The organism is Pseudomonas sp. 9.1(2019), assembly GCF_009910445.1.
GTDB lineage: Bacteria > Pseudomonadota > Gammaproteobacteria > Pseudomonadales > Pseudomonadaceae > Aquipseudomonas > Aquipseudomonas paraversuta.
The window spans coordinates 446,726-471,005 of sequence record NZ_VBWF01000010.1 but is presented as its reverse complement, the minus strand read 5'-3'; the positions used below and the strand labels follow the sequence as shown (position 1 = coordinate 471,005).

Here is a 24,280-nt window from a genome sequence, read left to right as displayed (position 1 = left end):
ATGCGTCTGATAGGATCTCGGCCGGAATTCCAACGCCGGATATTTATTGATTTCCGACAGTTATTTCACATCACCTTGGTGAAAATGACACGGCTGTAACCCACCCCCGCGGCAGCGGTTGCACTCACATCTCGATTTTTGACTAATCCGCTCTGCAAGACGCAGGGCCTTATGGGGGAACGATGGATCTTTGGACTGCCGCACAGGCGTTGATATTGGGTGTAGTAGAAGGCCTTACGGAATTCTTGCCGATCTCGAGTACCGGCCACCAAATCATTGTGGCGGACTTGCTGAACTTCGGCGGCGAACGCGCCATGGCGTTCAATATCATTATTCAGCTGGGTGCGATTCTGGCCGTGGTCTGGGAATTTCGCCGCAAGATCATCGACGTTGTCGTCGGTCTGCCAACTCAACCACAAGCCCGGCGCTTTACTGTCAACCTGATCATCGCGGTAATGCCGGCGGTGGTGCTGGGGGTGATTTTTGCCGACGTGATTCATGAGTACCTGTTCAACCCCATTACTGTGGCCACGGCATTGGTGGTGGGCGGTGTGATCATGCTCTGGGCCGAACGTCGCCAGCATGTGATCCGTGCTGAAACCGTAGACGACATGACCTGGAAAGACGCAGTGAAAATCGGTTTTGCGCAATGTCTGGCCATGATCCCGGGCACGTCGCGTTCGGGTTCCACAATTATCGGCGGCCTGCTGTTTGGCCTGTCGCGCAAGGCGGCTACCGAGTTCTCGTTCTTCCTGGCAATGCCGACCATGGTCGGTGCGGCGGTGTATTCGGGTTACAAATACCGTCACCTGTTCCAGCCGGACGATTTGCCGGTGTTCGCGATTGGTTTTGTGACCTCGTTTATCTTCGCGATGATCGCAGTACGGGCCTTGCTCAAGTTCATTTCGAACCATAGTTATGCCGCGTTCGCCTGGTACCGGATTGCATTCGGTCTGCTGATTCTGGCGACCTGGCAGTTTGGCTGGATCAACTGGTCGGCAGCTTCTGCGTGAGAAAAGCAGCGAAGGAAGGTGCGGGCCATGGAGGGATGCCCGATAAAAACGGCGCGCCGATTCGTGGCCTGAAGATCAAGCTGCTGGTGTTTGTAGCAGTCTGCGCGTTGCCCCTAGGCGGTTCGGTGAGTCTGTTGCTCACCGGCATCAGCCGCGTACCGTTACTGGTCTATGGCCTGGCAAGCTGCCTGGCGTTTGCTCTGTACTGGTACGACAAGCAACAGGCCAAAGCCGGTCAGTGGCGCACCCCGGAGAAGGTCTTGCACGGGGTCGAGTTGCTGGGCGGCTGGCCCGGGGCGCTGGTGGCGCAACAGCTGTTTCGCCATAAAACCCGCAAACTCTCCTATCAGCTGTGGTTCTGGCTGATCGTGGCCGTGCATCAGGCGCTGTGGATTGATGTGCTGTTCCTGAAGCTGACCTTCGCGGATCTGTAAGCCATCAGAGGAGCAAGCCGATCTGCCGTTTTTTCGGCAGTTTGCCGACCACCAACTGGTGGGAGCGGCGCAGCAGGTCTTGTAACTCTGCGGCGCCCATGGGGTAGGGCGCCTGCATATTGATCCAGTACGCCCGCGCCAGATACGGCGACGGGCGTATCCCCGGGCGGTCCACGTAGCCCAGGAACAAGTCTGTCTCGACCTTGAACGACAGCCCGTTACTGTTGAGGTTGAACAGGGCAAACATCTTGCTCTGGTCGATGTAGAACACCTCGACCCCGCCCCATTTCACACCCTCCTTGACCCCGGGCAAGCTGCGGCAGAAGTCGGCTACCTGTTGCTTGGTCATGGCCTGGTTCATAGCAATTTGTCTCCACAACGGTTGAACGTTTCGGCCAGGTGATCGATCCAGGCCCGCACGGCCGGCATCACCCCGCGTCGATGGGGGTATACGGCATGCAGCCAGCCGCCGGGCAGTGACCACTTGGGCAGTAGCTGTACCAGCTGGCCACTTTGCAGTTCCTGTTCGCAATACATCATGGGCAGCACGGTAAAACCAAGACCGGACAGTGCGCAGGCTTTGCGTACCACAAAATCATCAATGCCAAGCCGTGCTTCCAGTACCAGGTCGCTGGCTTTTCCCTGTTCATCGAGCATCCGCAGATGGACCATGCGGTCAGCTTCAAGTGCGCCCAGCAGTGGCACGTTTTTCAGGTCGTCAGGACTATTGATCGGCCACTGGCGGGCAAATTCCGGGCTGGCAACCATTACCGTCTGGGCCTGACGTAAGCGGCGGGTGACCAGCAACGGGTCTTCATCCCCCAGTTCGCGCACGCGCAAGGCCACATCAATGCCCTCGGTGATCAGGTCGACGCGCCGGTTGAGCAAAATCACTTCCAGCTGTACGTGAGGGTAGGCACTCAGAAAAGAGCTGATGACTCCGGGCATGAATTCATGGGCCAGCCCCACCGGGCAGGACACCCGCAAGCGCCCCCGCGGCTCGCTGGACATGCTGGCGACAGCCTCGTCTGCCATCTCGGCCTGCAGCAACATGGCCTGGCAATGGCTCAGGTAGCGCTCGCCGACGGCGGTCAGCTTCAACTGACGCGTGGTGCGCTGCAGCAGGCGCGCCCCGAGACGTTCCTCAAGTTCGGCCACACGTCGCGACAAACGCGATTTTGGAATGCCGAGCAAACGGCCGGCAGCAGCGAAACCACCGGCTTCGACCACCTTGGCAAAGTAATAGAGATCGTTAAGGTCTTGCATGGCTGGGCTCACTGTCCTACAGGTGGGACGAACTATCGCATGTTGGCAGCCTTATCGTCGATTGCTTTCATTGGTAGCATCTACCTCACTTGATCGCCCAGTGGCGGTCCTCACTTGGAGATCACCATGAAACTATTGCATATCGATTCGAGCATTCTGGGCGACAACTCGGCTTCGCGTCAGTTGAGCCGCGAAGTGGTCAAGGCCTGGCAAGCGGCAGAGCCAGGGGTTGAAGTGAGTTATCGTGACCTGGCCAGCGAGGCCATTAATCACTTCTCGGCAGCGACTCTGGTGGCCGCCGGTACCCCGGCCGAATTGCGCGATGCGGCGCAAAAGCACGAAGCCGAGTTGAGCGCTGCAACCCTGGCACAATTTCTGGAAGCGGACGCAGTGGTGATTGCTGCTCCGATGTACAACTTCACCATTCCAACTCAGCTCAAGGCCTGGATCGACCGGATCGCAGTGGCCGGCCAGACGTTCCGCTACACCGAAGCCGGCCCCCAGGGCCTGTGCGGCAACAAGAAAGTCATCGTGGTTTCGACTTCCGGCGGCATGCACGCCGGGCAAGCCACTGGCGCAGCCCACGACGATTATCTGAAGGTGCTGTTGGGCTTTCTGGGGATCACCGATGTTGAGTTCGTACGGGCCCATGGCCTTGCCTATGGTGATGAAGTTCGCAGCAAAGCCATGAACGATGCACAGGCGCAAATTAAGCAGGATCTGTTCAGCGCGGCGTAAGTTATCTAAATCGTTACACCTACTAAACTCTGTATTCTGGGCGCTTGAAGTGGCCAGGGTACGGAGTTTTTTTACGTCTGGCCTTAGCCTCTGGCTCGGGTTATGCAAAGCCTCTGGATCAAGGTCCTGGCAGCGCTGGCATTAACCGGGCGTCATTCAAGGTGAGCATCGATGATGCGTCTGTGGGCAGTACTGGTTTTGTTGTTGGCAACTTGCCCCGTCATGGCGCAGGCCGAGCCCGCGGTGCACTGGAGTGCTGGTTTTCATCGCCTGAGTTTTCTCGATCCGCTGGATGAACAGCCGATGCATGCCATTGCCTTTTATCCGTCCACTGATGCCGAAGGCATAAGCAAAATCGGCGGTTATGAGATCGAGGCCGCCGAAGAGGCCAAAATCGCCATGGGCCATTACCCGCTGCTGCTGTTGTCCCATGGCAACACGGGGACGCCGCTGGCCCTGCACGATCTGGCTACATCGCTGGCGCGCAAGGGGTTTGTGGTGGTGGCGGTACTGCACCCCGGAGATAACTATAAGGACCATAGCCGTTTGGGCACCTTGAGTAATCTTTACGGCCGCCCGATGCAGATTTCGGCGGCCATCAGCGCTGTGCTGGCCGACCCCGAACTCTCGGCCTATGTGCATGACGATGAGGTGGGAGTCATCGGTTATTCCGCAGGGGGCGAAACGGCTCTGATCCTGGCCGGAGCCCAGCCCGATCTGGACCGCCTGCGCCGTTACTGTCAGGAACGCCCGGATGATCATGATGCGTGCACCACCAAGGGCGAGTTGACCGCCGACCGCGATGATCTGGTGCCGGTAGCCGATCCACGGGTGCGTGCGCTGTTATTGATGGCGCCGTTGAGCCTGATGTTCGGGCGTGAAACCCTGGCGCAAGTGCATGTGCCCGTGCTGCTCTACAGCGGCGATAACGACAAGCTGGTGTACCCCGATAAAAACGCCGATGCCCTGGCGCGCAAACTGCCGGTGGAGCCTGAGTTCAAGGTGATCCCCGGTGCCGGGCATTTTGTGTTCATGGCGCCCTGTACCGATGCACAAAAGGCGGTAATGCCCGGTTTGTGTACGGATGCCCTGGGGGTCGATCGCGAGAATGTCCATCGCGATCTGATTTATGAGGCCGGGCGGTTTTTCAGCAAAACCCTGGGCTCATCGCCAACCACGAGTACGGTCGCAACAGGTCCGTAAGGGCTGTTGGTCGAGGCGCTAGCGGGCTTTGCGCAGGGATAGCCCGACCGTCAGGGTCAAGCCCAGCACACTCAAAAGTGCTGCACTGAAAAAGATCCATGGGTAGCCCATGTTCAAGGCAATGGCGCCCATGATCGGCCCGGCAATGGCCAGCGCCAGATCGAAGAACACGGCATAGGCGCTTAACCCCGCGCCGCGGCTGGTGAGGGGCACCTGTTTGACGGCTTCTACGCCAAGGGCCGGGTACACCAGGGACAGGCCAAACCCCGCCAGCCCCGCACCCGCAAGGGCATAGCCGGTTGAGGGGGCCAGCCACAGCAATCCAAGACCGACGGTTTCGATGGTCATGCAGGCGATCGCCACGCTGTAGCCGCCAAAGCGATTGATGCTGTTAGTGAATAACAGCCGCGCCAGGATAAAGCACACCCCGAATACCGACAGGCAATAGGCTGCGCCGAACCAGCCGCGGTCGATATAAAACAGGGTGATGAATGTGGTGAGGGTGCCATAGCCAATGGAGGCCAGAGTCAGGCTGATGCCGTACGGGGCAATCAGGCTGAACACTGACCAGAAGGGCAGTGGGACGCCGCGAACCACCGGGATCGAAGGCTTGTTGCGTATCAGCAGCAGTGCCAGCACCGCCAGCACTAGCAGGGCGATGCCCAGGCTGAGGAAGCCAAGGCGGTCGATCATCACCACCCCCAGCGGCGCACCTATGGCAATGGCGCCGTAGGACGCGATGCCGTTCCAGCCGATTGCCCGGGCAGTGTGCTCGGCGCCAACCTGGCCAATACCCCAGACAATAGTGCCGACACCTATCAGCCCCTGGGCGATGCCCAGGAAAATCCGCCCGACAATCAAGACCCCCAGGCTCAGCAATGGCCAGTCCTGGAGCATCACTGCCAGCAACGTCAGAGCGCCACTGATGGCGATTCCGGTCAGGCCATAAACGATGGCGGGCTTGGTCCCGCGGCTGTCCACCAGACGTCCGGCCCCGGGTCGGCTGAGTAAGGTGGCCAGGTACTGCGACGCTATGGCCAGGCCTGCAACCACGGCGCTGAAACCCAGCTGGTCATGGACATAGCCCGGTAATACGGCAATCGGCAGGCCGATGCAGATGAAGGCGATGAAGGTGTAGAACACGATTGACAGAATTTGCAGCGTGACCGACAGCGAGCTCGCGGGGGAGGGATGTTGCGCAGGCATAAGCAGAGTGTCCGGCTGTCAGTCGTAGACCGGCATCATGGCGTGGCCCCGGGACAAAAGAAAGCAGGCTAACGATATTCGTGGTCTGGCAGAAACGAAAAACCCCGTCAGCGGGCGCAATGCCGGTCACGTAAACGACTGCTGTCTCAAGGGGGGAGCGAGCTTGTATCGCGATGTGCTCGAGGGCGCTGTGTTCAATCTGTAACACGCATTCTCGTTAACAATCATCGCGAGACAAGCTCGCTCCTGCAAAGGCAGGGTTTACTTATGTGAGCAGCATTGCGTCAGTGTGACGGGGTTTTCGTTATGACGCTTTGTTCAGCGATGCGCAGTGTCCGATATCAGAACACAACGCCCTGGCTGCGCAGGTAGTCATCGTAAGTACCGCTGAAGTCGATCACGCCGCTTGGGCTCAGCTCGATAATACGAGTGGCCAGCGAGGATACGAATTCACGGTCATGGCTGACGAAGACCAGGGTGCCAGGGTAGTTCTCGAGCGCCAGGTTCAGTGCTTCGATGGATTCCATGTCCAGGTGGTTGGTCGGTTCGTCCATGATCAACACGTTCGGCTTTTGCAGGATCAGCTTGCCGAACAGCATGCGACCTTGCTCACCACCGGAAATCACTTTCACCGACTTGAGGATGTCATCGTTGGAGAACAGCATGCGGCCCAGAGTGCCACGTACCATTTGCTCGCCCTGGGTCCACTGGCCCATCCAGTCGAACAGGGTGTAGTCGTCTTCGAAGTCGTGGGCGTGATCCTGGGCGTAGTAGCCCAGTTCTGCCGCTTCAGTCCACTTGACCGTACCTGCATCCGGGGTCAGTTCATTGACCAGGGTGCGCAACAGTGTGGTTTTGCCGATACCGTTCGGACCAATGATCGCTACGCGCTCACCGGCTTCAACGGTAAAGCTGAAGTCCTTGAACAGGGTCTTGCCGTCGAAGCCCTTGGCCATATTCTCGACGATGACCGCCTGGCGGTGCAGCTTTTTGTTCTGTTCGAAACGAATGAACGGGCTGACACGGCTCGAAGGCTTGACCTCGGCCAGGGTGATCTTGTCGATCTGCTTGGCACGGGAGCTGGCTTGCTTGGATTTCGAGGCGTTGGCCGAGAAACGGCTGACGAACGATTGCAGCTCGTTGATCTGGGCCTTTTTCTTGGCGTTTTCCGACAGCAGTTGCTCGCGCGACTGGGTCGCAACCGTCATGTACTCGTCATAGTTGCCCGGGAACAGGCGCAGCTCGCCGTAGTCAAGGTCAGCCATGTGGGTACAGACACTGTTCAGGAAGTGCCGGTCGTGGGAGATGATGATCATCAGGCTGTTGCGCTGGGTCAGAATGTTTTCCAGCCAGCGGATGGTGTTGATATCCAGGTGGTTGGTCGGTTCGTCGAGCAGCAGTACTTCAGGATCGGAAAACAGTGCCTGCGCCAGCAATACCCGCAACTTCCAGCCTGGTGACACTTCGCTCATCGGGCCGTTGTGTTGCTCGATACCGATACCCAGGCCCAGCAGCAATTCGCCGGCACGGGATTCAGCGGTGTAGCCGTCCATTTCGGCGAACTCGGTTTCGAGTTCGGCCACGGCCATACCGTCTTCTTCGGTCATTTCCGGCAGGGAATAGATGCGGTCGCGCTCAGCCTTGACCTTCCACAGCTCTTCGTGGCCCATGATCACGGTATCGATCACGGTAAATTCTTCGTAGGCGAACTGGTCCTGACGCAATTTACCCAGACGTACGTTCGGCTCCAGCATGACCTGACCGCCGGACGGCTCAAGGTCTCCGCCGAGGATTTTCATGAAGGTGGACTTGCCGCAACCGTTGGCACCGATCAAACCATAACGGTTACCGGCGCTGAATTTTACGGATACGTTCTCGAATAGCGGCTTTGCGCCGAACTGCATCGTGATGTTAGCTGTGGAGATCAATTACTTTACCTATCAATGGGTTGCGGGCCGCGCATTTGGCGCTTGGGCCATTCCTGGGGCATTTTGGAGCTTATCCATCTCTCCCCAGTCGCCGCTTGAGTTCAACCAGCGGGCATAAGTCGAGAGCAGCATCTGGACGCTGTGTCCAAGCTGTTGGGCAATAAAGGCGGGATTCATGCCAGACATTACGCATATTGTCGCATAAGTATGACGGTAGTTGTACGGCGGGCGATAACGGGTCTTCAGCTTCTCTGGCGCCGGCCTCCCATTGTTTGTGCCGGTCCCGGGGGCTGGCGGACGTACTGGCCCGCCCTGGCGGCTGGTTTTCCTGCGTCAAATCGCGCTCCGGCGCCCATATCCAGAACCGGCCAGAACGCCTGCGGGATTTGCTCCCGGAGGGTGACGGTTTTTTGGTGATCACAGGCGGTGATCACGGCATCAACATAAACGATTGGCGTCCCGGGGAGGTAGCGGTTGAAAGTGGCGGCATTGACCCACTCATCGATCCAGGGAAGGAGATGGACATGATCGACAGCTTTCGCCGCCAGTCCCTGTTCGTCGAGGGTGGCTTGAATCACGTCGTCTGACTCCCACGCCAAGGACTCTGCTATGCCTCAATCCCTGCCAACGCTGTGCGGCTCTATCATGGGGTCGCCGTTTTCACTCTCGGCAAAGATCCACAACGCGGCCTATGCGGCCCTGGGGCTGGATTACACCTTTGTCTGTTTTGGCGTCGAAGACCCGGTTGCTGCCGTGGCGGCCATTCGCGCTCTGGGGGTGCGCGGCATGAATGTCTCCATGCCCTACAAAACTGCGGTGATGCCTCATCTGGATGCCATCGACGAGTCGGCCCGGGTGATTGGCGCGGTCAACACCATAAACAATGTCGACGGGGTGCTCACCGGCTACAACACCGACTACCTGGGGGCGATTCGCGCGTTGCAGGAGGTTACCGGTCTGCGGGACAAACGTATCGCCGTGATCGGTGCCGGCGGCGCCGCCCGTGCGGTGGTCTTCGGCTGCTTGCAAGCGGCGGCCCGGGTCACGCTGTTCAACCGCACTGCCGAACGCGGTACTGCCCTGGCCGAGGATCTGGGGGCCCGATGGGGGGGCAGCGTCGAGGCATTCACGGCCAGCAACTTCGATATCGTGATCAATGCCACCTCGGTGGGCTTCAAGCAGCCGGACAGCAACCCGCTGGACGGGCGCCTGGCCAGCCATCTGATTGTCATGGATGTGGCGTTCATGCCGGTGCACACCGCTCTGCTGCAGCAAGCCAAAGCCCTGGGCTGCACGACCGTGGCCGGCACCCGGATGCTGGTCCATCAAGCCTGTCGGCAAATCGAGCTGTACACCGCAAAAGAAGCGCCCCTCGACATCATGGAGCAGGCCATGCTTCAGGAAATCCAGCGGTTGAACTTGTAACCAGCCCCACCACCGGTCAATAACAAGATGCCGTAAAGGCACCTGGAGGTCCCCCTATGTCTCTCGATAACGCCCCATGCGACAGCGCCTTGATCCCCGACGGCCAGGCGCGCAAGCAAGACCTGAACCGTGCCGCCTGGGCCTGCTCCCTGGGCAGTGCCCTGGAGTACTACGACTTTGCGCTGTATACCCTGGCTTCGGCGCTGATCTTCGGGCCGTTGTTCTTTCCTGAGCAGACCCGGGCCATGAGCCTGATCGCCAGTTTCGGCACCTATTTCCTGGGCTTTGCCGTACGGCCCCTGGGCGGCGTGCTGTTCGGCATGATCGGCGACCGCGTCGGGCGCAAGTTCGTGCTGACGTCGACGGTGCTGCTGATGGGCGTTTCCAGCACCCTGATCGGAGCCCTGCCAAGTTTCCATCAGGTCGGTTATCTGGCACCGGCACTGCTGGTGATTCTGCGTCTGCTTCAAGGGCTGGGCGCAGGCGCCGAACAGGCCGGTGCGGCGGTGATGATGACCGAATACGCACCCCGGGGCCGGCGCGGTTTCTATGCCGCCTTGCCGTTCCTTGGCATCCAGCTGGGCACCATCCTCGCGGCAGTGGTGTATTTCCTGGTGGTCAGCGGCAATGACGATGTCATCGAGAGCGGGCTGTGGCGCGTGCCGTTCTTCAGCAGTGTGGTGATCGTGGCGCTGGGGCTGTACATGCGTCTGTCTCTCAAGGAGTCGCCGACCTTCATCCGCCTCAAGGCGCTCAAGCGCGTCAGCGTCAACCCGCTGAAAAGTGCGATGAAACACTCCCGGCCCAGCTTGCTGATCGGTATCGGCCTGCGCCTGGGGGAAAACGGCGGTTCATCGATTTACCAGGCCCTGGCTGTGAGCTACATCGTTGGCGTGGTAGGTCTGCAAGGGCCGGTGGGCGTGCTGACACTTATCTGCGCCGCCAGTCTCGGCGCGCTCACCGTACCGGTTGCCGGCATGCTCAGCGACCGGTTCGGACGCGTGGTGGTTTACCGGGCCTTCGCCCTGCTGCAACTGGCCCTGGCCTTCCCGGTATGGTGGGTGCTGAGCCTGGGCAACGTGGTAGCGAGCATCATCGCCATCTCCATCGCGCTGGGCATCGGTACATGGGGTATGTTCGGCACCCAGGCGGCACTGATGCCTGAACTGTTCGGCTCGCGCCACCGCTACATGGGGGTGTCGATCGCCCGGGAAGCCTCGGCAGTGATTGCAGGGGGGATTGCACCGCTGATCGGTGCAGGTCTTATCGCCCTGGTCGTGGCCAGCCATGACGGCGACGCCAGCGCCGGGGTCGGTGCCTGGCTGCCGATTGCCTGCTATCTGACCCTGCTCACACTGATCACCCTCTATACAACCTTCAAGACCCCGGAAACCCTCAATCGCGACCTGGACGAGCCCCGTGATGCCTGGGAAATTGCCCACCCTGCAACAGCGCCGGCAAACGGCTCCAGCACCGCGACAGGTACTGCCTGATCAGCGCTTTGGCCAGGCTGCTTGTTACCCCGGGCAGCCCTGGCTGGCAGCTCACAGATGCTGACCGCGCAGGATGCTAGAGTCTCCAGTTCGGGAGTCTGGTTAAACCGGACCACCTTCGAGTCCTGGAGTCAGCATGCGCAATCTGGATTTCAGTTCCTGGGAGGGCATCCTCTCAACGCTTGCAGGATTAGTCCTGATCACCGTTATCGGGGTCGGGATTCGTCTGCTGGCTATGCATACGATCCAGCAACGGCGGGAGCGGGAAAACCGTCAGATCAATGAACGTTTGCGTACCCTCATCGCGGCCTACAAAACCCTGGGTGGCTCCTTCACCGGAAATCTTGAGGTTGATCCCACTCATCTGCGGGATTTGCGCCGCAGGACTGCGACTGCCAACACCAGCCCGGATCAGGCTGCCGAGAGCGTGACTCTGACCCAAGCTGTTGCCGTGCAGGGCAATGGCGACCGCTCAAGGCGGGTACGCGATGCGGTTGAAGCGGCGCTGTCCGATATCATTCTGCTGGGTACCGAGGAGCAGGTCCGGATGGCGGCAGTAGCAGCCACGGAGCTGGTGGCAGGGCGTCCCATTCATACCGCCGAACTGGTTACCTCGCTTCGTGACTTCATTCGCGCCGTGCTTGATCTTGATCCCGTACCCGCCGAGCTTTCGATTCCAAAGCAGGGGCCGGTTCGCCCGTCTTCTTCAGGTGGCGGCAAAGGTGATAAGGGCGACTCCAGAAGTGCTGGCAAGGGCGGGGGAGCCGGGGGCGATGGTGCAGGGGGTGGCAGTGCGTCGCACAGCGATTCCTGGCAAGAGCCGCATCATTGAAAGTGGCGCATATTCCTTTACTGCAATGATCCGTGGCACAGGGGCGTTATATTCGGCTGGCAAGCCTGTTCAAGGCAGTTTGTAGGGGGGCAACTGTTTTGCAAGTTGGTTTTCGCACATTTAACCGGGCATGTTTAATACCGCCATGACTTTCTTTGTAGATGCGCTGTGGACAAGGTGAGAGGGCTGCGCCACGGGTATGTTATCGGGATACTGCAGGACGTCTGACTCTTCAGGCGCCACCCGTCTGCCGGTGCAGTTAATAGCAAATGCGCTGTCTCGAGAGTTGATCTTTAGAACATTGCCCGGTCACCGCTCTTCAGGATAATCGCTATGAGTGAAGTTGAAGTACAAGATGTAAAGGCCTCTGGCTGGAAGCAGTTGTCTTATTTTAAAGTGTTTGTAAATAATGACAGTCACTTGCAAAACTCGCGCTACCCGCTTCTTAATAATGGCAATCAACAATTACTTGTCACTGTGCGTCTGGCGGCCAAGGACGCATCGGGGAACTTCGTAACTGTAACGCCAGCGGATCTGGCCACCATCCGACTGATTGATTACGGCACTTCGGAAATCATCTATTTGGGTGAACAACTGCATCCATGGTGTACCACATTCACTAACCTGGGCTATGCGTGGGATCGGGGTTTCCTTGACTCCATTCGCAGCTTGCGGCTGGAGCAGCCCAAGCTGTTCGAACAGGCTGCTATTGACCCGCCTACCTTGGATCAAGCCCTTGAGGGCGTACCGCTGCAGCCCCATGAGCAAGCGCAGCCAGGGTTGGAGTTGCACACGCAAAACCAGGCGCTCAGTGAACCCAGGGCCGACTACCAGACTGTCCAGTTTTATGTGCGAACCACGGCAACTACCTTGCGTCGACTGGCCGTTCGTATCAATAACAGTGACGGTACCGTATTTCGTACCAACTACAGTGAAGTGGGTGACGATACGGGAGAAGGTGATAAGCGCGGAAAATTCAATTCATCGTTTGAAGTCGAACCACTTACCTTTCCGCGCTTGCCATCGGAAAACTACGGCGATCGCCTCGCCAACGGCTATTTGAAAGATACCCCGATTGGCCATGGAGATTTTGCCGGAAAATTTCGTGCATTTGAACATCATGTCAATATTCGAATGCCCAACGGTCGCAGCCTGCCCATTAAAACGATAACCAATTACTCCTCTCAAAACGGAGTTGTCTGGGCGGCCCATGGCAGCGGAAAGTCCAAATGCACCGTCACCTACTTTGGCTTGCCTGGAAGTCAAGTGACCAGGTTGACGAACAAGCCCGAGTATATCGGCATTATGAGAAACGGCTTGAGCAGGGAGTACACAGGCGTGTGGCTAACTTATTTAGGCCGACACATGGGCATTGAAGGTAAAATAAAATACCCTCGCGAGGGTGAAGTGGTGATTGGACAAGTCATTATGGAGGAGAACTTTTACTTCTACCAATCGGTGACCAACAATATAGAAGTGCCAAACCGAATGACCCACGATTTCAGCGTCATTGATATTTATGGTACATCGCACAACCTTCGGGTCGGGCTGATTCCTGCCTTCAATTACCTGACGCTGGAACGCCGTTAGTCAACAGCTAACCACTGAAGGTGCGGATCGCCAAAAATCGATCTGCACTGGCGTGCGTCCAGTCGATACACACAAACGCTCAAGCCCTGGTTATCCAGGGCTTTTTATTGGGCAACAGGACATGACGACGCCAGAGACGACAGTGGCCCAGGTTCAGTGTTGCCGTTGCAGTTTACCTGGCGTCAGCCTCGGCCTGATCAGGTCAGTCCGTATTCAAGCGCGCATACAGGTCGAAGTTGCGTGGTGTTGCGCGGACCATGCGCAATGACCTCAACCTTCCTTCGAACTCGAATCCGCTGTTTATCAGCACCTGGGCTGAGCCGGGGTTGGTATCAAGCACAGTGCCTTGTACGCGCACCCATCCGTACTTTAAAAAAGACCATTGGGTTACCGCTGTACAGACTGCGCTGGCAATGCCTTTGCCCCAGAATTGCGGCGCAAGATCATAAGCCACTTCGGCCGTACGGTTCACTTGCGATATTGAATGAAAGCCAATGGTTCCAATCAGCTCGCCATTCAGTTCGTCAGTGATGGCCAGCCGTCTTGTGGAGGTGGCAAGAGTTGAGTCCATCTCGTCGAACATGGGTAACAGATCTTGCTCTGAGCTCAGGTTCCAGCTGGTATGTTGAACAACCGCTAGTTGTGAAAGGTATGCGTACCATTGCGGTATATCTGTCCTTTCCAGCTGGCGAAGCGAAACACCCGGGTATTGGACGGCAGGCGCCCTGGTAATTCTCATGTGCAGGGTCCGTTATCAGAACAGAAAATTGCTTGGGGCTCAGGCTACGCTCCGGGCAGTATGGGGTGTTACTGGTATTACATTCAGCTATGCGGTCCTGTGCGGCACAACCACCGCGGCCTTACAAAAACAATTCAAAAAACCAGGTAGAGAACAATGAATAGAAGGTTTTATGGGTGTGTGATCCTGCTATCACTGCTAGGCGCTCAGAGCGCGGTCGCCAGAAGTTGGCAGGAGATCAAGCAAAGCGGCGAGCTGCGGGTCGGCGTTCCTGGCGATTATGCTCCGCTGGCGTTTCACGACAAACAAGGTGATCTGGCCGGTTTTGATATTGATATGGCTAAGGCCCTCGGACATGAACAGCAACTCAATGTCAGATTTGTGCTCAGCAGCTGGCCAACACTGTCTGCAGATCTGGCAGCAGACAAGTTCGATATCGCAATGGGCGGGATTACCGATACACCGGCCAGAAAAAGCCAGTTCGGGCTCTCTGCACCGGTGGTCAAAAATGGCAAGATCGCCATGACGCAGTGTGACAAAGTCGCTCAGTTTGCGTCATTGGACGCGATTGATCGCAAGGGCGTGCGGGTGACTGTCAACCCCGGCGGTACCAATCAGGAGTACGTCGACAAACATATCAAGGATGCCCAGATCGTCCGAGCCCAGGACAATATCGCCAGCTTGCAGGGGATTCGTAGTGGTCAGGCCGACATCATGTTTACCGACCTGATTGAAGGGGATTATTACCAGAGCCAGGAACCCGGTGTGTTCTGTGTTTCCACTCGCCAGATTCTGCCCGGAACCGCCAGCGATAAAGTTTATATGATGCACAAGGACAACCAGCATTTGCTGGATGCGGTGAATGCATTGTTGTCCGGTGAATCCAGAAACAGGCTGATCACTCAATGGAAAATGTCGGAGTAGCCATGAAGGCTGCCGCACAGACGCAGGCTATGACGTTTGTCAGGCCAGAACGAGCAGGCAGCGCCTGGCGTATATAAAAACTACAGAAGGTCTTCGAATGTTCTCAACATTTGCAGTGCAGAGGCTTAGCGTCGGCTCGATCTACAAACTGTTTTTTATCGGGCTGGTCATTTCACTCGGGATCATCGGACTAGTCAGCGGGATCCTGGCTGTATTCGGTTTCGATACGGTCAACTGGAACGGGGAGCCTGTGCACGGGGTTGCCGGGATTATCGTAGGGCCCTTGGTTGGCCTGTTCCTGGCGCTGTTGTTCGGCACCCTTCTAGGCAGCGCTTGCGTGTGCGGTCTGTGGCTGTATTCGAAGTTTCGGCCTCTTACCCTGAGCGGTAAAAGCCTGGCTCAAGCATCCATAGATACTGCGGGGCCTGTCAGCCCGGGCAAGCCGCTGTAACTGTTATTGCCGTGCCGCCTGTCTGTGGAAACGATCGGCAAACAGGCGGCACGGGACTGCATTGAGTCACTCGGCAATTTCACTTTCGACCAGCCTGGCGAGCTGTATGAGCGAGTCCTGCCAGCCAAGGTAACAGGCCTCTGGCGGGATGACCCCGGGTATGCCTTCTTGAACCACGCTCAATTCGGTCCCGCAGGAAACCGTCCGCAGAGCTACCGTTGTGTGCATGACGCCCGGCAGGTTTGGATCATCGAAGCTGTCGCTGTAGCGAATCAGTTCATGGGGTACCAGTTCCAGGTATTGCCCGCCGAACGAGTGAGTTTCGCCCGTGCTGAAATTGCTGAACGACATTTTGTAACCACCCCCCACTGTCGCATCCATGTGCTGGACCTTGCCGGTGTAGCCGTAGGGGGGCAGCCATCTGGTCAGGGCATCGGCTTCCAGGAAGGCCCGATAGACACGTTCGGGCGGGGCTTTGATGACGCGATGAAGTCGAACGGTATGTGTGGACATGATGACTCCTCAGATCAGTGGCGGGCCTTCAGACATGCACAGGTTCAGGTGCTCAGCGGTCTGGCTTGTCATCACTGGGCCCGAGCGGGTGGATGTCTTGCCAGATGCTGTTTTTTGATAGCACCGAAACCCGCAGGCGTAAAGGCCGCTGCTTTGCCATGCCCATGGCTGGCCTGCGGCACAAGGGCGCGCGGATCACGGCATGGCTCAAAGGTTTGCCTGCGGCCAGCGCTGTTCCAGGTGTGCACTCAAGTAATCGATAAAGGCTTTTACCTTAGGCGTCATGGCGCTGCGGTCCTGGACACAGATGTAAATATCCAGCGGTTCGGTAGCGGACTCCCTTGGCCCATGACTGCTCTCAAGCAGGGGCACCAGTTGCCCGGACTCGATAAAGGGCGCCGCCACGAACTCCGCCAGCCGGGCTATGCCAGCACCATGGGCAGCCATTTGGGCCAGGGTGTCAATGTCGTCGCTCATGGCGGTCACATTGAGCGCCGCATAGTAATGTTCTGAGTCGCGAATAAATCCCCAGCGCAGGAAGCGGCCGTCCAGCGGGTAGCGAAAGCCCAGGCATGCATGCTGCTGGAGTTGCTCCGGCGAATCCGGCCGACCGGCCCGTTCAAGATAGGAGGGGGCGGCGCAAACGATAAAGGGCACTGAGACTATCTTGCGCGCGATAATTCCTTCCTCCAGTTGCGGCTTGATCCTCAGGCTCAGATCAATCCCGGCTTGAATATGATTGATCTTGCTATCGCTGGTGTTGAGCTCAAGGGTCAGGCGCGGGTGGCGGGCCGCGAAGCCTGCAACCAGCGGGGCCAGCACATGGCGCCCGAATGCAGCGGTAGAGGCAATGCACAGCCGGCCCTGAAGTTCGGCATGGGGCTCACTGATTGCCGATTGGGCGGCCTCCAGGTCTGCAACGATACGCTGCACTTTGGCGTAGTAGATGGCTCCGCTTTCGGTTAATGCCATGCTGCGCGTAGTGCGCTGCAGCAGGCGGGTGCCCAGGTGCTCCTCAAGGCGATTGAGGGTCTGGCTGACGGCTGCGGCACTGAGCCCCAGGTTTTTCGCCGCTCCCACGATGGAGCCTATTTCAACCACCTTGGTAAAGCTGGCGATGGCCGCAAGAAGATTCATGGCTAATCCTGAAAGAAGGGCTATTCGTAAGTTTTACTTTATAAAGTAAGCGGAAATTACCGTCTAGTTGCGCACTTTTGTTCTTGATATGGTGCGTTTCCCCAAAGAAACCGTGTTTAAAAGGGCTGGACATGAATTCAAAGACTTCTGCAAATATCCGTTTTTACAATCGATTGAAGCTCTCGGCCGCCATGGCTCCCTATGTATTTGCGTTCTATATGGCGGCAATCATGGCCTTTCTCATGTCATTGGTGATCACGGCGGCCAACTCCGGGATTAATGAGGATTATCTAAGCAATGCCCTGGGCGCCTATCGATTGGCCATGCCGGTGGCATTCCTGTGCATTCTTGTGGTTCGCCCCATTGTGATCAGGTTAGTGGCTGTCACCGTCCACCGGCATCCCTAGGGATGCTTGCCCTGCATGGCGCACAAAAAAAGCGCGTGCGCGCACTAAATCGGGCAAATAAGTAACAAGTTACATTCCCCGGAGCCTCCCTTCGCTCATCCTTGTTTCCCCCGATCCCTTGTAAACCGGCGTTTTCAGTCACTGCGCAGAGTCTGGCACAGGCTTTGCTTAGTCTGATATTCATCTGATATATCAGATGAATATCAGGAGTGAAAATGCCGAAATCCATTGATGTTTCCAGCCATCAGCAGTCCACGCCGCCGCTCATCAAGAGCGCCGCCCAACTGCGGGAGCTGGCGTATGCGCAAATAAAGCAGCGGATCATCAGCTGCGAGTTCCGCCCTGGCGACGCCATCAACGAGGCGCAACTGGCAGCGCTGCTGGGGCTTGGCCGAACGCCGATCCACCAGGCGCTGCATCGCCTTGAAGTAGAAGGCATGGTCACGATCATGCCGCGCAAGGGGGTGATGGTGACCGCGCTGTCACTTAACGATGTGCTGGATATGATCGAGGTGCGTGTTTCCAACGAGCAGCTGTGTATCAAGCTGGCGGTGGAACGTGCCCACGACACTGATATCAAGGCCATGCGCGACATTCTGGAGCGCACCCCTCAATTGCTGGCGGACCACGACGTGACCGGGCTCATGACGCTGGATCTGCAATTTCATATGTCGATTTCAGCCGCCGCACACAATCGCGTCCTGGCTGAACTGCTGCGCAACCTGCACGAAAAGCAGGCCCGTTTCTGGTACCTGACGCTGTCGGAAAACCACCACAGCCAGCGCATCTATGACGAGCACATGCACATTCTCGAGGCGGTGGAACAGCGAGACGGCGATGCCGCTGTCGCAGCGATCCATCACCACATCGACGACTTCCGTCGCGCCATCATGCGCACCCTTTAATTATCGATCCGGAGCACTCTTTCATGACTCAATTGACTTTCCACGTCGTCGGCCAAGGTGAGCACCAGGCCAGCATCAAGCATTTGATCATTGCCGGCTGGGCAGGGCGTAACAGTGAAGCGGTGGAACACCATATTGCCGAACTGGAAGCTCTTGGCGTGCGCCGTCCTACGCAGATCCCGTGTTTCTACCGGGTTTCGGCCAGCCTGCTGAACACCGCGCAGAGCATCCAGGTGCCGGGCAAGGACTCTTCCGGCGAGACCGAGTTTGTATTGATTCCAAGTGAGGAGGGGCTGTTGATCGGCCTGGGCTCGGATCACACCGATCGCAAGGTTGAAAGCTACGACGTCACGGTGTCGAAACAGATGTGCGACAAGCCGATTGCGCAGCAGGTCTGGCGCTTTGCCGAAGTTGAGGCGCATTGGGATCAACTGGTAATGCGTACCTGGCGCGTGCGTGATGGCGAACGTGCGCTGTATCAGCAAGGCCCGGTGACCAATTTGCTGGCGCCGCAAACCCTGTTGGGAAAACTCAACAGCGCCGGCGCATTGCCAGCGGATACCGCGATGTTCTGCGGCACCCAATCGGTGATTGGCGAACTGGGTTATGGCGAAGCCTTTGAAATGGAATTGTTCGACCCCGTCCTTAACCGCAGCCTGCGTCACCAGTACGGTGTCGAGTCGCTGCCTGTGGCGGAGTGAACAGACAATGAAAGATATTGCACAGCTCGCCCGGGACCTGGCTGAGGGTCGTACCACCAGCGAGGCGCTGGTCAAACAGGCATTGGCCCGCATTGAGGCACATCGCGAGGCAGGCGGAGTGGCCTATATCAGCGTTGATGCCAGCAGCGCCTTGCTGGCGGCCCGTGCCAGCGACCTGGCGCGGTCTTCGGGCTATGTGCCGTCGGCCCTGGCCGGCCTGCCGGTTTCGATCAAGGACCTGTTCGATGTGGCCGGGCAGATCACGGCCAGCGGCTCCAGTCTGCTGGCCGAGGCACCGGCGGCCAGTCGCGATGCAGTGGTCGTGGAGCGGTTGAGAGCGGCGGGGGCAATTGTGTTGGGTCGAACCAATATGAGTGAGTTTGCATTTTCCGGTCTCGGACTGAATCCTCATTACGGCACACCGCTGACCCCATGTGCAGAACAGCGCATTGCCGGTGGCTCCAGCTCCGGCGCCGCGGTCAGTGTGGCGCTCGAGATGGCGGTCGCGGGGCTGGGCACCGATACCGGCGGCTCGATCAGGATTCCGGCGGCCTTCTGCAATCTGACCGGGTTCAAACCCAGTGCCAGTCGCGTCCCGCTAACCGGTACCTTCCCCCTGGCGCCGAGCCTGGATTCCATTGGCGCTCTGACCCGCAGTGTCGCCGACAGCATCCTGCTGGACCGGATTCTCTCGGGGGAGCAACTTGCTACCCCCATGCCGTCCCTGGCCGGTCTGCGCCTGGCGGTGACCCGGGATTTCGTCCTCGATCAGCTGGATGAGACCGTGGCTGTGGCTTTCGAACGCAGTTTGGGCCTGCTCGCCGAGGCCGGGGCCAGCATCCGCTGGTTTGATTTTCCCGAGCTGCACCAGTTGCCCCGTATCAACGCTGCCGGCGGACTGACCGCCGCCGAAGCATGGCACGGCCATCGCCAGTGGCTGGAAGGCGACGACGCACAGCAGTACGACGCCCGTGTCGCCCAGCGCATTCGGCGCGGTGCGGCCATTGGTGCAGCTGATTACCTGGATACCCAGGCCGAACGCCAGCGCTTGATTGCCATCGCCCGGGAGCGTCTGGGCGATGCCGATGCCTGGCTGATGCCCAGTGTCGCCGTGGTACCGCCGAAGCTGGCAGACCTTGCCACGGACGAAAGCTTTTTCGCCGCCAATGGCCTGGTGCTGCGCAATACCAGTGTGATCAATTTTCTCGACGGTTGCGCCTTGAGTTTGCCCTGTCAGCTGGCTGAAGAGTTGCCGGTGGGGCTATCAATCGCGGGACTGCACGGGCAGGACGCACGGGTGCTGCAAGTGTCGCGCGCGGTTGAGGCTCTGTTGCGGGGAGTCGCCTGATGCCTTGCCCGTAACTGGAGGGCAGGCCCGGCCTGCCTGATTTTTAATACTGCTTTGCTCCCGGAACGCCACGGCCAACCACCGTGCGCCGACGCTCGCCTGAAAATCGGCAGGGGCGGCTCACTGCGCAACGTATTGACGAGATGACTTATGAACCGAAGCAACCCAAGTACAACAATGGCTTCAGAGCTTGACCTCGACCCGGTAGCGGCCGAAGTCAGTGCTGTCTATCGAAAGATCGCCTGGCGCCTGTTGCCGTTTTTAGTGTTTCTCTTCGTGCTGGCCTGGATCGACCGGGTGAATGTCGGCTTCGCCAAACTCTCCATGTTGCAGGACCTGGGCTTCAGTGAGGCGGTCTACGGCCTGGGAGCGGGGATTTTCTTTATCGGCTACTTCTTTTTTGAAGTGCCGAGCAATCTGCTTCTGGAAAAAATCGGTGCCCGCCGCACCCTGGCGCGCATCACCATCATGTGGGGCCTGACGTCCATTGCCATGGCCTATGTTGAAAGTGCCTGGTCCTTCTATGTGTTGCGGTTTTTGCTGGGGGCCTTTGAAGCGGGTTTCTTTCCGGGTGTGGTGTTGTACCTCACTTACTGGTTTCCAGCGGCCCAGCGGGCCAAGATCAACGGCATGTTCATGACCTCTTTCGCAATTGCCGGGGTCGTCGGCGGGCCACTGGCCGGTTTCATCATGAGTCGCATGGTGGGTGTCGGCAGTCTGGCCAACTGGCAATGGCTGTTTATCCTGGAAGGTATTCCGTCGGTTATCGCCGGCTTCCTGGTGCTGCGCTATCTTCCGGAAAAACCGGCGAATGCCAAGTGGCTGACGGCGGCACAGCGCAAAATGGTGTCCGCTACCATTGCCCGCGAGGACAGCGCGCCGGGTAAACACAGCGACCTGCGGACTCTGTTGCGTTATCCCAAATTGTGGTTGTGTGCACTGGTCTACTTCTGCCTGGTGAGCGGTAACGCAACCATTGCGTTCTGGACTCCATCGGTCATCAAGTCCCTGGGTGTGAATGACACCATGAACATCGGGCTGCTTTCCTCAATCCCTTTTATTTTGGGGACTGTGGCGATGCTGTGGAACGGCTTCCATTCTGACAAGAGCGCCGAGCGCCGCATCCATTGCGCCATGGCTGCGATCCTGGCGGGGCTGGGATTGATCTGCACCGGCCTGTTTATCGGTAACGCAGTACTGGCACTTATCGCCTTGACCGTTGCAGCCATGGGCATTCTTGCGGCTTTTCCGGTGTTCTGGTCAATTCCGGGGGCATTTCTGGCAGGTACTGCAGCAGCAGGGGGCATCGCCCTGATCAACTGCATCGGCAATCTGGCAGGGTTCGTCGCGCCTTATATGATCGGCTGGCTTAAAACCCAGACCGGTAGCCTGGCGGCAGGCTTGTATATGGTGGCCGGTTTTGAAATATTGGCGGGGGTATTACTGCTGCTGTTTTTCAAAGGTATAAAAGTCAGTAAAGTTTAATGTTACTTAATGGCAGAGCCGGCCATGGACAAGGGCGGTGAATATTTAAAAACTGTCACCGAGTATTCAACTTCCGGTGCCACTGCATGCCTTTTTCGAAGCCGCGACTTGCCCGAATAATATTATCCGGGCGAGTCGCCACTGCTCAGTTCATGGCGCAGGGTCGCTGCCTGATACCGGTGGTGCTCCGATACTGCTAGGCTGCCGGGCTCAGGCACGGCATGGAGCCGTTTCAAGGATTGAATATGCAGATCAAGAACAAGTGTCACTTTGCCCTCATCAGTATCGTTTTCGCCGCCGCTACCCTGACGGGCTGCGCCCATAGCCCACCCTTCAGCGGCCAGTCGGTCACTGACCCCGTCCTGCGCAAGGATGTGCTGGTGAATGTGCAGGGCCTGTTCTCGGCCATGACCCACTGCAGGTCCATCAGCAATGTGGACACCACGATTGCCAGTGTTGAGCAATCGCCCACCGGGTCAATCAGCAAAGCGGTTGAAACCTGGCAGGTGTCCGGCTGTGGCACCAGCAAGACTTACAAGATTGAACTCAGGTCCGACGCCAGGGGCGAAACCGATTTCTCGGTGTCGTCCAAAGGCTAGAGGCGACAGACCGCATGCTTAACCCGGGGCTTTATGACCTGCGGCAAGGGTGTATGGAGAAAAGGCTGCTTAACTGCATCGAACGACTTTGGGGGCTGGCGCTTGAGTCACATCAACGCCAGTTGCTGTTGTTTTTTGATCTGACTAAGGAAAGCCCATATGAAAGCGCTCACCTATCAGGGGCCAGGCGCAAAAGCCTGGTCTGATATCGCCAAACCGGTCATCGACAAGCCGACCGATGCCATAGTCCGTATTTTGCACACCACTATCTGTGGCACCGATCTGCACATCCTCAAGGGCGACGTACCCGAGGTCACCAAAGGTACGGTGCTGGGCCATGAAGGGGTCGGAGTGGTCGAGGCCGTAGGGCCGGCAATTCGCAACTTCAAGCCCGGTGATCATGTGCTGATTTCATGCATCACCTCATGCGGCAGTTGCCCCAACTGCCGGCGGCAGATGTACTCCCATTGCGCTGACGGCGGCTGGATTCTGGGCCATACGATTGACGGTACCCAGGCCGAATATGTGCGTATTCCCCATGCCGACAACAGCCTGTACCCGGTACCCGCCGGCGCGGATGAAGAAGCGCTGGTGATGCTCAGCGACATTTTGCCTACCGGCTTCGAGATCGGCGTGCTCGCCGGCAAGGTCAAGCCGGGTGACAGTGTGGTGATAGTCGGGGCGGGCCCTGTGGGCATGGCCGCCTTGCTGACGGCGCAATTTTACTCGCCCGCCTTGCTGATCATGGTTGATGGCGACACCAATCGTCTTGAAGTTGCGCAGCGTTTTGGCGCGACCCATGTGATTGATATCAACACGCAGAATGCCGTTGAACGCATCTTCGAGTTGACCCAGGGGGTAGGGGTGGATGTGGCGATTGAGGCGGTGGGCATCCCGGCATCCTTCGATACCTGCCAGTCGGTTGTAGCCCCTGGAGGCAGCATTGCCAACGTGGGGGTGCATGGCAAAAGTGTTGAGCTGCACCTGGAAAAACTCTGGATCCAGAACGTCACCATTTCGACCGGGCTGGTCAATACCAACACCACGCCCATGCTCATGAAAACGGTGCAGTCCGGCAAGGTAGATGCCGGCCAGCTGATTACCCACCGATTCGCACTCAACGACATTCTTCAGGCTTATGAGGTGTTCGGCAATGCGGCAAAGGAGAAGGCAATGAAGGTCATTCTTTCTCAATAAACGGCCCGCCATAGCCAATTCAGCAGGCATTCTTACCCAGTGTCGGGAGCCTGCGAAACTTGAACCTTAGTTGCTGAAGGTACTGAACGGATAACGCGATATCCGTTCAGGTTTAGTGTGTCTTTTAAATGTAAAACCCTGGTGTTACAGGCGCTAAAAGAATAAATAAGTTGTAGTGATTTTTTGACAGCTAATGCATTCACTACTATGTTCTTGGCGGCAGGTAGAAACACATCAACTCTTTTTGATAATAGGGAAATATTCATATGAAGAAGCACATTCTGCTGTTGAGCGCTGTCAGTCTTGTCGCACTGTCGGGCCTGGCACAAGCTGATGCCAAGCAGCCTGTTGCGCAATGGACGTGCGCGGATTTCCTGGCGGTTGATGAAACCTATCAGCCGATCGCCGTTGGTCTGGGTGAAGCAGTGAACAAGAAAGGCCAGGTTGAGGATGCTGTTCTGGACGTGGACGGCGTTGCCAAAATCACCCCGCTGGTAATCACTGCCTGCAAGGAAACGCCGAAAGAATCCTTCGTGCAAAAAATCAAGTCCGAGTGGGCCAAAGTCAAAAAAGACGTGTAATGCGCCAGGCCTGTACTTCACAAGAGTACAGGCTTACCTCCTCTGTTCCTGCCTGAGCCCGTTCGTGGCGAAAAACCTTTTCCAGCCTTGTGAATTTCTCGCCCCATCTATCCTCTACATCAAAAGCAGAGCTGCCTTGGCGGTCTGAAGGCCGTAGTAGACTAG

26 protein-coding genes are annotated in these 24,280 nt (G+C 57.7%); 18 read left to right on the top strand and 8 right to left on the bottom strand.

Features of this window, described 5'->3' with window-relative positions; translation table 11 throughout:
• Positions 1 to 182: 182 nt before the first annotated feature.
• Together FEZ21_RS15550 and FEZ21_RS15545 are read left to right on the top strand one after the other, a co-directional pair.
• Positions 183 to 1,013 carry an undecaprenyl-diphosphate phosphatase gene (locus FEZ21_RS15550; RefSeq protein WP_003445828.1) on the top strand — a complete coding sequence of 277 codons (831 nt, stop codon included), beginning with the start codon at positions 183 to 185 and terminating at the stop codon, positions 1,011 to 1,013.
• Positions 1,014 to 1,048: 35 nt separating this feature from the next.
• On the top strand, positions 1,049 to 1,447 hold the full coding sequence (locus FEZ21_RS15545; RefSeq protein ID WP_003445827.1) for a DUF1294 domain-containing protein: 399 nt from the start codon (positions 1,049 to 1,051) through the stop codon (positions 1,445 to 1,447).
• 4 nt (positions 1,448 to 1,451) lie between these two features.
• Here the strand turns inward: FEZ21_RS15545 and FEZ21_RS15540 are convergent, their stop codons facing one another.
• Together FEZ21_RS15540 and FEZ21_RS15535 are read right to left on the bottom strand one after the other, a co-directional pair.
• Positions 1,452 to 1,796, bottom strand: coding sequence for an MmcQ/YjbR family DNA-binding protein (locus tag FEZ21_RS15540; protein WP_160627759.1), 345 nt, complete (start codon positions 1,794 to 1,796; stop codon positions 1,452 to 1,454).
• Positions 1,797 to 1,804: 8 nt separating this feature from the next.
• Positions 1,805 to 2,713, bottom strand: a complete 909-nt coding sequence (locus tag FEZ21_RS15535; protein WP_003445825.1) for a LysR substrate-binding domain-containing protein — start codon at positions 2,711 to 2,713, stop codon at positions 1,805 to 1,807.
• A gap of 126 nt (positions 2,714 to 2,839) precedes the next feature.
• Between FEZ21_RS15535 and FEZ21_RS15530 the strand changes: the two genes are divergently transcribed.
• On the top strand, positions 2,840 to 3,451 hold the full coding sequence (locus FEZ21_RS15530) for an FMN-dependent NADH-azoreductase (protein WP_003445824.1): 612 nt from the start codon (positions 2,840 to 2,842) through the stop codon (positions 3,449 to 3,451).
• A gap of 171 nt (positions 3,452 to 3,622) precedes the next feature.
• A complete protein-coding gene (locus FEZ21_RS15525; RefSeq protein WP_160627757.1) occupies positions 3,623 to 4,654 on the top strand; it encodes a dienelactone hydrolase in 1,032 nt (343 codons plus the stop codon).
• Positions 4,655 to 4,672: 18 nt separating this feature from the next.
• Here the strand turns inward: FEZ21_RS15525 and FEZ21_RS15520 are convergent, their stop codons facing one another.
• From FEZ21_RS15520 to FEZ21_RS15510, 3 genes are all read right to left on the bottom strand, one after another.
• Positions 4,673 to 5,860, bottom strand: coding sequence for an MFS transporter (locus FEZ21_RS15520; protein WP_003445815.1), 1,188 nt, complete (start codon positions 5,858 to 5,860; stop codon positions 4,673 to 4,675).
• A gap of 341 nt (positions 5,861 to 6,201) precedes the next feature.
• The gene (locus FEZ21_RS15515) at positions 6,202 to 7,788 is read right to left on the bottom strand and encodes an ABC-F family ATPase (protein WP_003445814.1); all 1,587 of its coding nucleotides are present in this window, start codon (positions 7,786 to 7,788) and stop codon (positions 6,202 to 6,204) included.
• A 242-nt stretch (positions 7,789 to 8,030) separates the two neighbouring features.
• On the bottom strand, positions 8,031 to 8,366 hold the full coding sequence (locus FEZ21_RS15510; RefSeq protein WP_156428464.1) for a hypothetical protein: 336 nt from the start codon (positions 8,364 to 8,366) through the stop codon (positions 8,031 to 8,033).
• A 31-nt stretch (positions 8,367 to 8,397) separates the two neighbouring features.
• Here FEZ21_RS15510 and aroE point away from each other — a divergent pair, with 31 nt between their 5' ends.
• The 4 genes from aroE (at position 8,398) to FEZ21_RS15490 (ending at position 13,128) form a co-directional block, all read left to right on the top strand.
• Complete coding sequence (gene aroE / locus FEZ21_RS15505) at positions 8,398 to 9,213, top strand: shikimate dehydrogenase (RefSeq protein WP_127195348.1); 816 nt, start codon at positions 8,398 to 8,400, stop codon at positions 9,211 to 9,213.
• 56 nt (positions 9,214 to 9,269) lie between these two features.
• Complete coding sequence (locus FEZ21_RS15500) at positions 9,270 to 10,706, top strand: MFS transporter (protein ID WP_127195349.1); 1,437 nt, start codon at positions 9,270 to 9,272, stop codon at positions 10,704 to 10,706.
• 136 nt (positions 10,707 to 10,842) lie between these two features.
• Positions 10,843 to 11,538 carry a hypothetical protein gene (locus FEZ21_RS15495; protein ID WP_127195350.1) on the top strand — a complete coding sequence of 232 codons (696 nt, stop codon included), beginning with the start codon at positions 10,843 to 10,845 and terminating at the stop codon, positions 11,536 to 11,538.
• 333 nt (positions 11,539 to 11,871) lie between these two features.
• Positions 11,872 to 13,128, top strand: coding sequence for a hypothetical protein (locus tag FEZ21_RS15490; protein ID WP_160627755.1), 1,257 nt, complete (start codon positions 11,872 to 11,874; stop codon positions 13,126 to 13,128).
• Between the two features lie 202 nt (positions 13,129 to 13,330).
• Here the strand turns inward: FEZ21_RS15490 and FEZ21_RS15485 are convergent, their stop codons facing one another.
• Positions 13,331 to 13,867, bottom strand: coding sequence for a GNAT family N-acetyltransferase (locus tag FEZ21_RS15485; RefSeq protein WP_160627753.1), 537 nt, complete (start codon positions 13,865 to 13,867; stop codon positions 13,331 to 13,333).
• A gap of 156 nt (positions 13,868 to 14,023) precedes the next feature.
• Here FEZ21_RS15485 and FEZ21_RS15480 point away from each other — a divergent pair, with 156 nt between their 5' ends.
• On the top strand, positions 14,024 to 14,791 hold the full coding sequence (locus FEZ21_RS15480) for a transporter substrate-binding domain-containing protein (protein WP_029612844.1): 768 nt from the start codon (positions 14,024 to 14,026) through the stop codon (positions 14,789 to 14,791).
• A 97-nt stretch (positions 14,792 to 14,888) separates the two neighbouring features.
• On the top strand, positions 14,889 to 15,242 hold the full coding sequence (locus FEZ21_RS15475; RefSeq protein ID WP_003445800.1) for a hypothetical protein: 354 nt from the start codon (positions 14,889 to 14,891) through the stop codon (positions 15,240 to 15,242).
• Positions 15,243 to 15,308: 66 nt separating this feature from the next.
• On the opposite strand, the gene FEZ21_RS15470 is transcribed toward FEZ21_RS15475, so the two are convergent.
• Together FEZ21_RS15470 and FEZ21_RS15465 are read right to left on the bottom strand one after the other, a co-directional pair.
• Positions 15,309 to 15,755 carry an SRPBCC family protein gene (locus tag FEZ21_RS15470; RefSeq protein ID WP_160627751.1) on the bottom strand — a complete coding sequence of 149 codons (447 nt, stop codon included), beginning with the start codon at positions 15,753 to 15,755 and terminating at the stop codon, positions 15,309 to 15,311.
• A gap of 207 nt (positions 15,756 to 15,962) precedes the next feature.
• Positions 15,963 to 16,892, bottom strand: a complete 930-nt coding sequence (locus tag FEZ21_RS15465) for a LysR family transcriptional regulator (protein WP_160627750.1) — start codon at positions 16,890 to 16,892, stop codon at positions 15,963 to 15,965.
• A 131-nt stretch (positions 16,893 to 17,023) separates the two neighbouring features.
• Between FEZ21_RS15465 and FEZ21_RS15460 the strand changes: the two genes are divergently transcribed.
• The 8 genes from FEZ21_RS15460 (at position 17,024) to hdeA (ending at position 24,115) form a co-directional block, all read left to right on the top strand.
• Positions 17,024 to 17,299, top strand: a complete 276-nt coding sequence (locus FEZ21_RS15460; protein WP_010657040.1) for a DUF2798 domain-containing protein — start codon at positions 17,024 to 17,026, stop codon at positions 17,297 to 17,299.
• 215 nt (positions 17,300 to 17,514) lie between these two features.
• On the top strand, positions 17,515 to 18,204 hold the full coding sequence (locus FEZ21_RS15455; RefSeq protein WP_003445792.1) for a GntR family transcriptional regulator: 690 nt from the start codon (positions 17,515 to 17,517) through the stop codon (positions 18,202 to 18,204).
• Between the two features lie 23 nt (positions 18,205 to 18,227).
• Positions 18,228 to 18,905, top strand: coding sequence for a DUF2848 domain-containing protein (locus FEZ21_RS15450; RefSeq protein WP_003445790.1), 678 nt, complete (start codon positions 18,228 to 18,230; stop codon positions 18,903 to 18,905).
• A 7-nt stretch (positions 18,906 to 18,912) separates the two neighbouring features.
• Entirely contained in the window at positions 18,913 to 20,253 is a 1,341-nt protein-coding gene (locus tag FEZ21_RS15445; RefSeq protein ID WP_160627748.1) for an amidase, read from the top strand.
• A gap of 150 nt (positions 20,254 to 20,403) precedes the next feature.
• Positions 20,404 to 21,738, top strand: coding sequence for an MFS transporter (locus FEZ21_RS15440; protein ID WP_232286871.1), 1,335 nt, complete (start codon positions 20,404 to 20,406; stop codon positions 21,736 to 21,738).
• 245 nt (positions 21,739 to 21,983) lie between these two features.
• Positions 21,984 to 22,337, top strand: coding sequence for a hypothetical protein (locus FEZ21_RS15435; protein ID WP_010657037.1), 354 nt, complete (start codon positions 21,984 to 21,986; stop codon positions 22,335 to 22,337).
• A gap of 159 nt (positions 22,338 to 22,496) precedes the next feature.
• Positions 22,497 to 23,534: a zinc-dependent alcohol dehydrogenase family protein gene (locus FEZ21_RS15430; protein WP_003445776.1), complete on the top strand. Its 1,038-nt coding sequence runs from the start codon at positions 22,497 to 22,499 to the stop codon at positions 23,532 to 23,534.
• Positions 23,535 to 23,800: 266 nt separating this feature from the next.
• Positions 23,801 to 24,115, top strand: coding sequence for an acid-activated periplasmic chaperone HdeA (gene hdeA, locus FEZ21_RS15425; protein WP_003445774.1), 315 nt, complete (start codon positions 23,801 to 23,803; stop codon positions 24,113 to 24,115).
• Positions 24,116 to 24,280 lie beyond the last annotated feature (165 nt).

What these genes read in the sequence shown, in the direction of transcription:
- FEZ21_RS15550 (WP_003445828.1), top strand. Translation starts at nt 183, where the DNA reads ATGGATCTTTGGACTGCCGCACAGGCGTTGATATTGGGTGTAGTAGAA.
- FEZ21_RS15545 (WP_003445827.1), top strand. Translation starts at nt 1,049, where the DNA reads ATGCCCGATAAAAACGGCGCGCCGATTCGTGGCCTGAAGATCAAGCTG.
- FEZ21_RS15540 (WP_160627759.1), bottom strand. Translation starts at nt 1,796, where the DNA reads ATGACCAAGCAACAGGTAGCCGACTTCTGCCGCAGCTTGCCCGGGGTC.
- FEZ21_RS15535 (WP_003445825.1), bottom strand. Translation starts at nt 2,713, where the DNA reads ATGCAAGACCTTAACGATCTCTATTACTTTGCCAAGGTGGTCGAAGCC.
- FEZ21_RS15530 (WP_003445824.1), top strand. Translation starts at nt 2,840, where the DNA reads ATGAAACTATTGCATATCGATTCGAGCATTCTGGGCGACAACTCGGCT.
- FEZ21_RS15525 (WP_160627757.1), top strand. Translation starts at nt 3,623, where the DNA reads ATGATGCGTCTGTGGGCAGTACTGGTTTTGTTGTTGGCAACTTGCCCC.
- FEZ21_RS15520 (WP_003445815.1), bottom strand. Translation starts at nt 5,860, where the DNA reads ATGCCTGCGCAACATCCCTCCCCCGCGAGCTCGCTGTCGGTCACGCTG.
- aroE (WP_127195348.1), top strand. Translation starts at nt 8,398, where the DNA reads ATGCCTCAATCCCTGCCAACGCTGTGCGGCTCTATCATGGGGTCGCCG.
- FEZ21_RS15500 (WP_127195349.1), top strand. Translation starts at nt 9,270, where the DNA reads ATGTCTCTCGATAACGCCCCATGCGACAGCGCCTTGATCCCCGACGGC.
- FEZ21_RS15495 (WP_127195350.1), top strand. Translation starts at nt 10,843, where the DNA reads ATGCGCAATCTGGATTTCAGTTCCTGGGAGGGCATCCTCTCAACGCTT.
- FEZ21_RS15490 (WP_160627755.1), top strand. Translation starts at nt 11,872, where the DNA reads ATGAGTGAAGTTGAAGTACAAGATGTAAAGGCCTCTGGCTGGAAGCAG.
- FEZ21_RS15485 (WP_160627753.1), bottom strand. Translation starts at nt 13,867, where the DNA reads ATGAGAATTACCAGGGCGCCTGCCGTCCAATACCCGGGTGTTTCGCTT.
- FEZ21_RS15480 (WP_029612844.1), top strand. Translation starts at nt 14,024, where the DNA reads ATGAATAGAAGGTTTTATGGGTGTGTGATCCTGCTATCACTGCTAGGC.
- FEZ21_RS15475 (WP_003445800.1), top strand. Translation starts at nt 14,889, where the DNA reads ATGTTCTCAACATTTGCAGTGCAGAGGCTTAGCGTCGGCTCGATCTAC.
- FEZ21_RS15470 (WP_160627751.1), bottom strand. Translation starts at nt 15,755, where the DNA reads ATGTCCACACATACCGTTCGACTTCATCGCGTCATCAAAGCCCCGCCC.
- FEZ21_RS15465 (WP_160627750.1), bottom strand. Translation starts at nt 16,892, where the DNA reads ATGAATCTTCTTGCGGCCATCGCCAGCTTTACCAAGGTGGTTGAAATA.
- FEZ21_RS15460 (WP_010657040.1), top strand. Translation starts at nt 17,024, where the DNA reads ATGAATTCAAAGACTTCTGCAAATATCCGTTTTTACAATCGATTGAAG.
- FEZ21_RS15455 (WP_003445792.1), top strand. Translation starts at nt 17,515, where the DNA reads ATGCCGAAATCCATTGATGTTTCCAGCCATCAGCAGTCCACGCCGCCG.
- FEZ21_RS15450 (WP_003445790.1), top strand. Translation starts at nt 18,228, where the DNA reads ATGACTCAATTGACTTTCCACGTCGTCGGCCAAGGTGAGCACCAGGCC.
- FEZ21_RS15445 (WP_160627748.1), top strand. Translation starts at nt 18,913, where the DNA reads ATGAAAGATATTGCACAGCTCGCCCGGGACCTGGCTGAGGGTCGTACC.
- FEZ21_RS15440 (WP_232286871.1), top strand. Translation starts at nt 20,404, where the DNA reads ATGAACCGAAGCAACCCAAGTACAACAATGGCTTCAGAGCTTGACCTC.
- FEZ21_RS15435 (WP_010657037.1), top strand. Translation starts at nt 21,984, where the DNA reads ATGCAGATCAAGAACAAGTGTCACTTTGCCCTCATCAGTATCGTTTTC.
- FEZ21_RS15430 (WP_003445776.1), top strand. Translation starts at nt 22,497, where the DNA reads ATGAAAGCGCTCACCTATCAGGGGCCAGGCGCAAAAGCCTGGTCTGAT.
- hdeA (WP_003445774.1), top strand. Translation starts at nt 23,801, where the DNA reads ATGAAGAAGCACATTCTGCTGTTGAGCGCTGTCAGTCTTGTCGCACTG.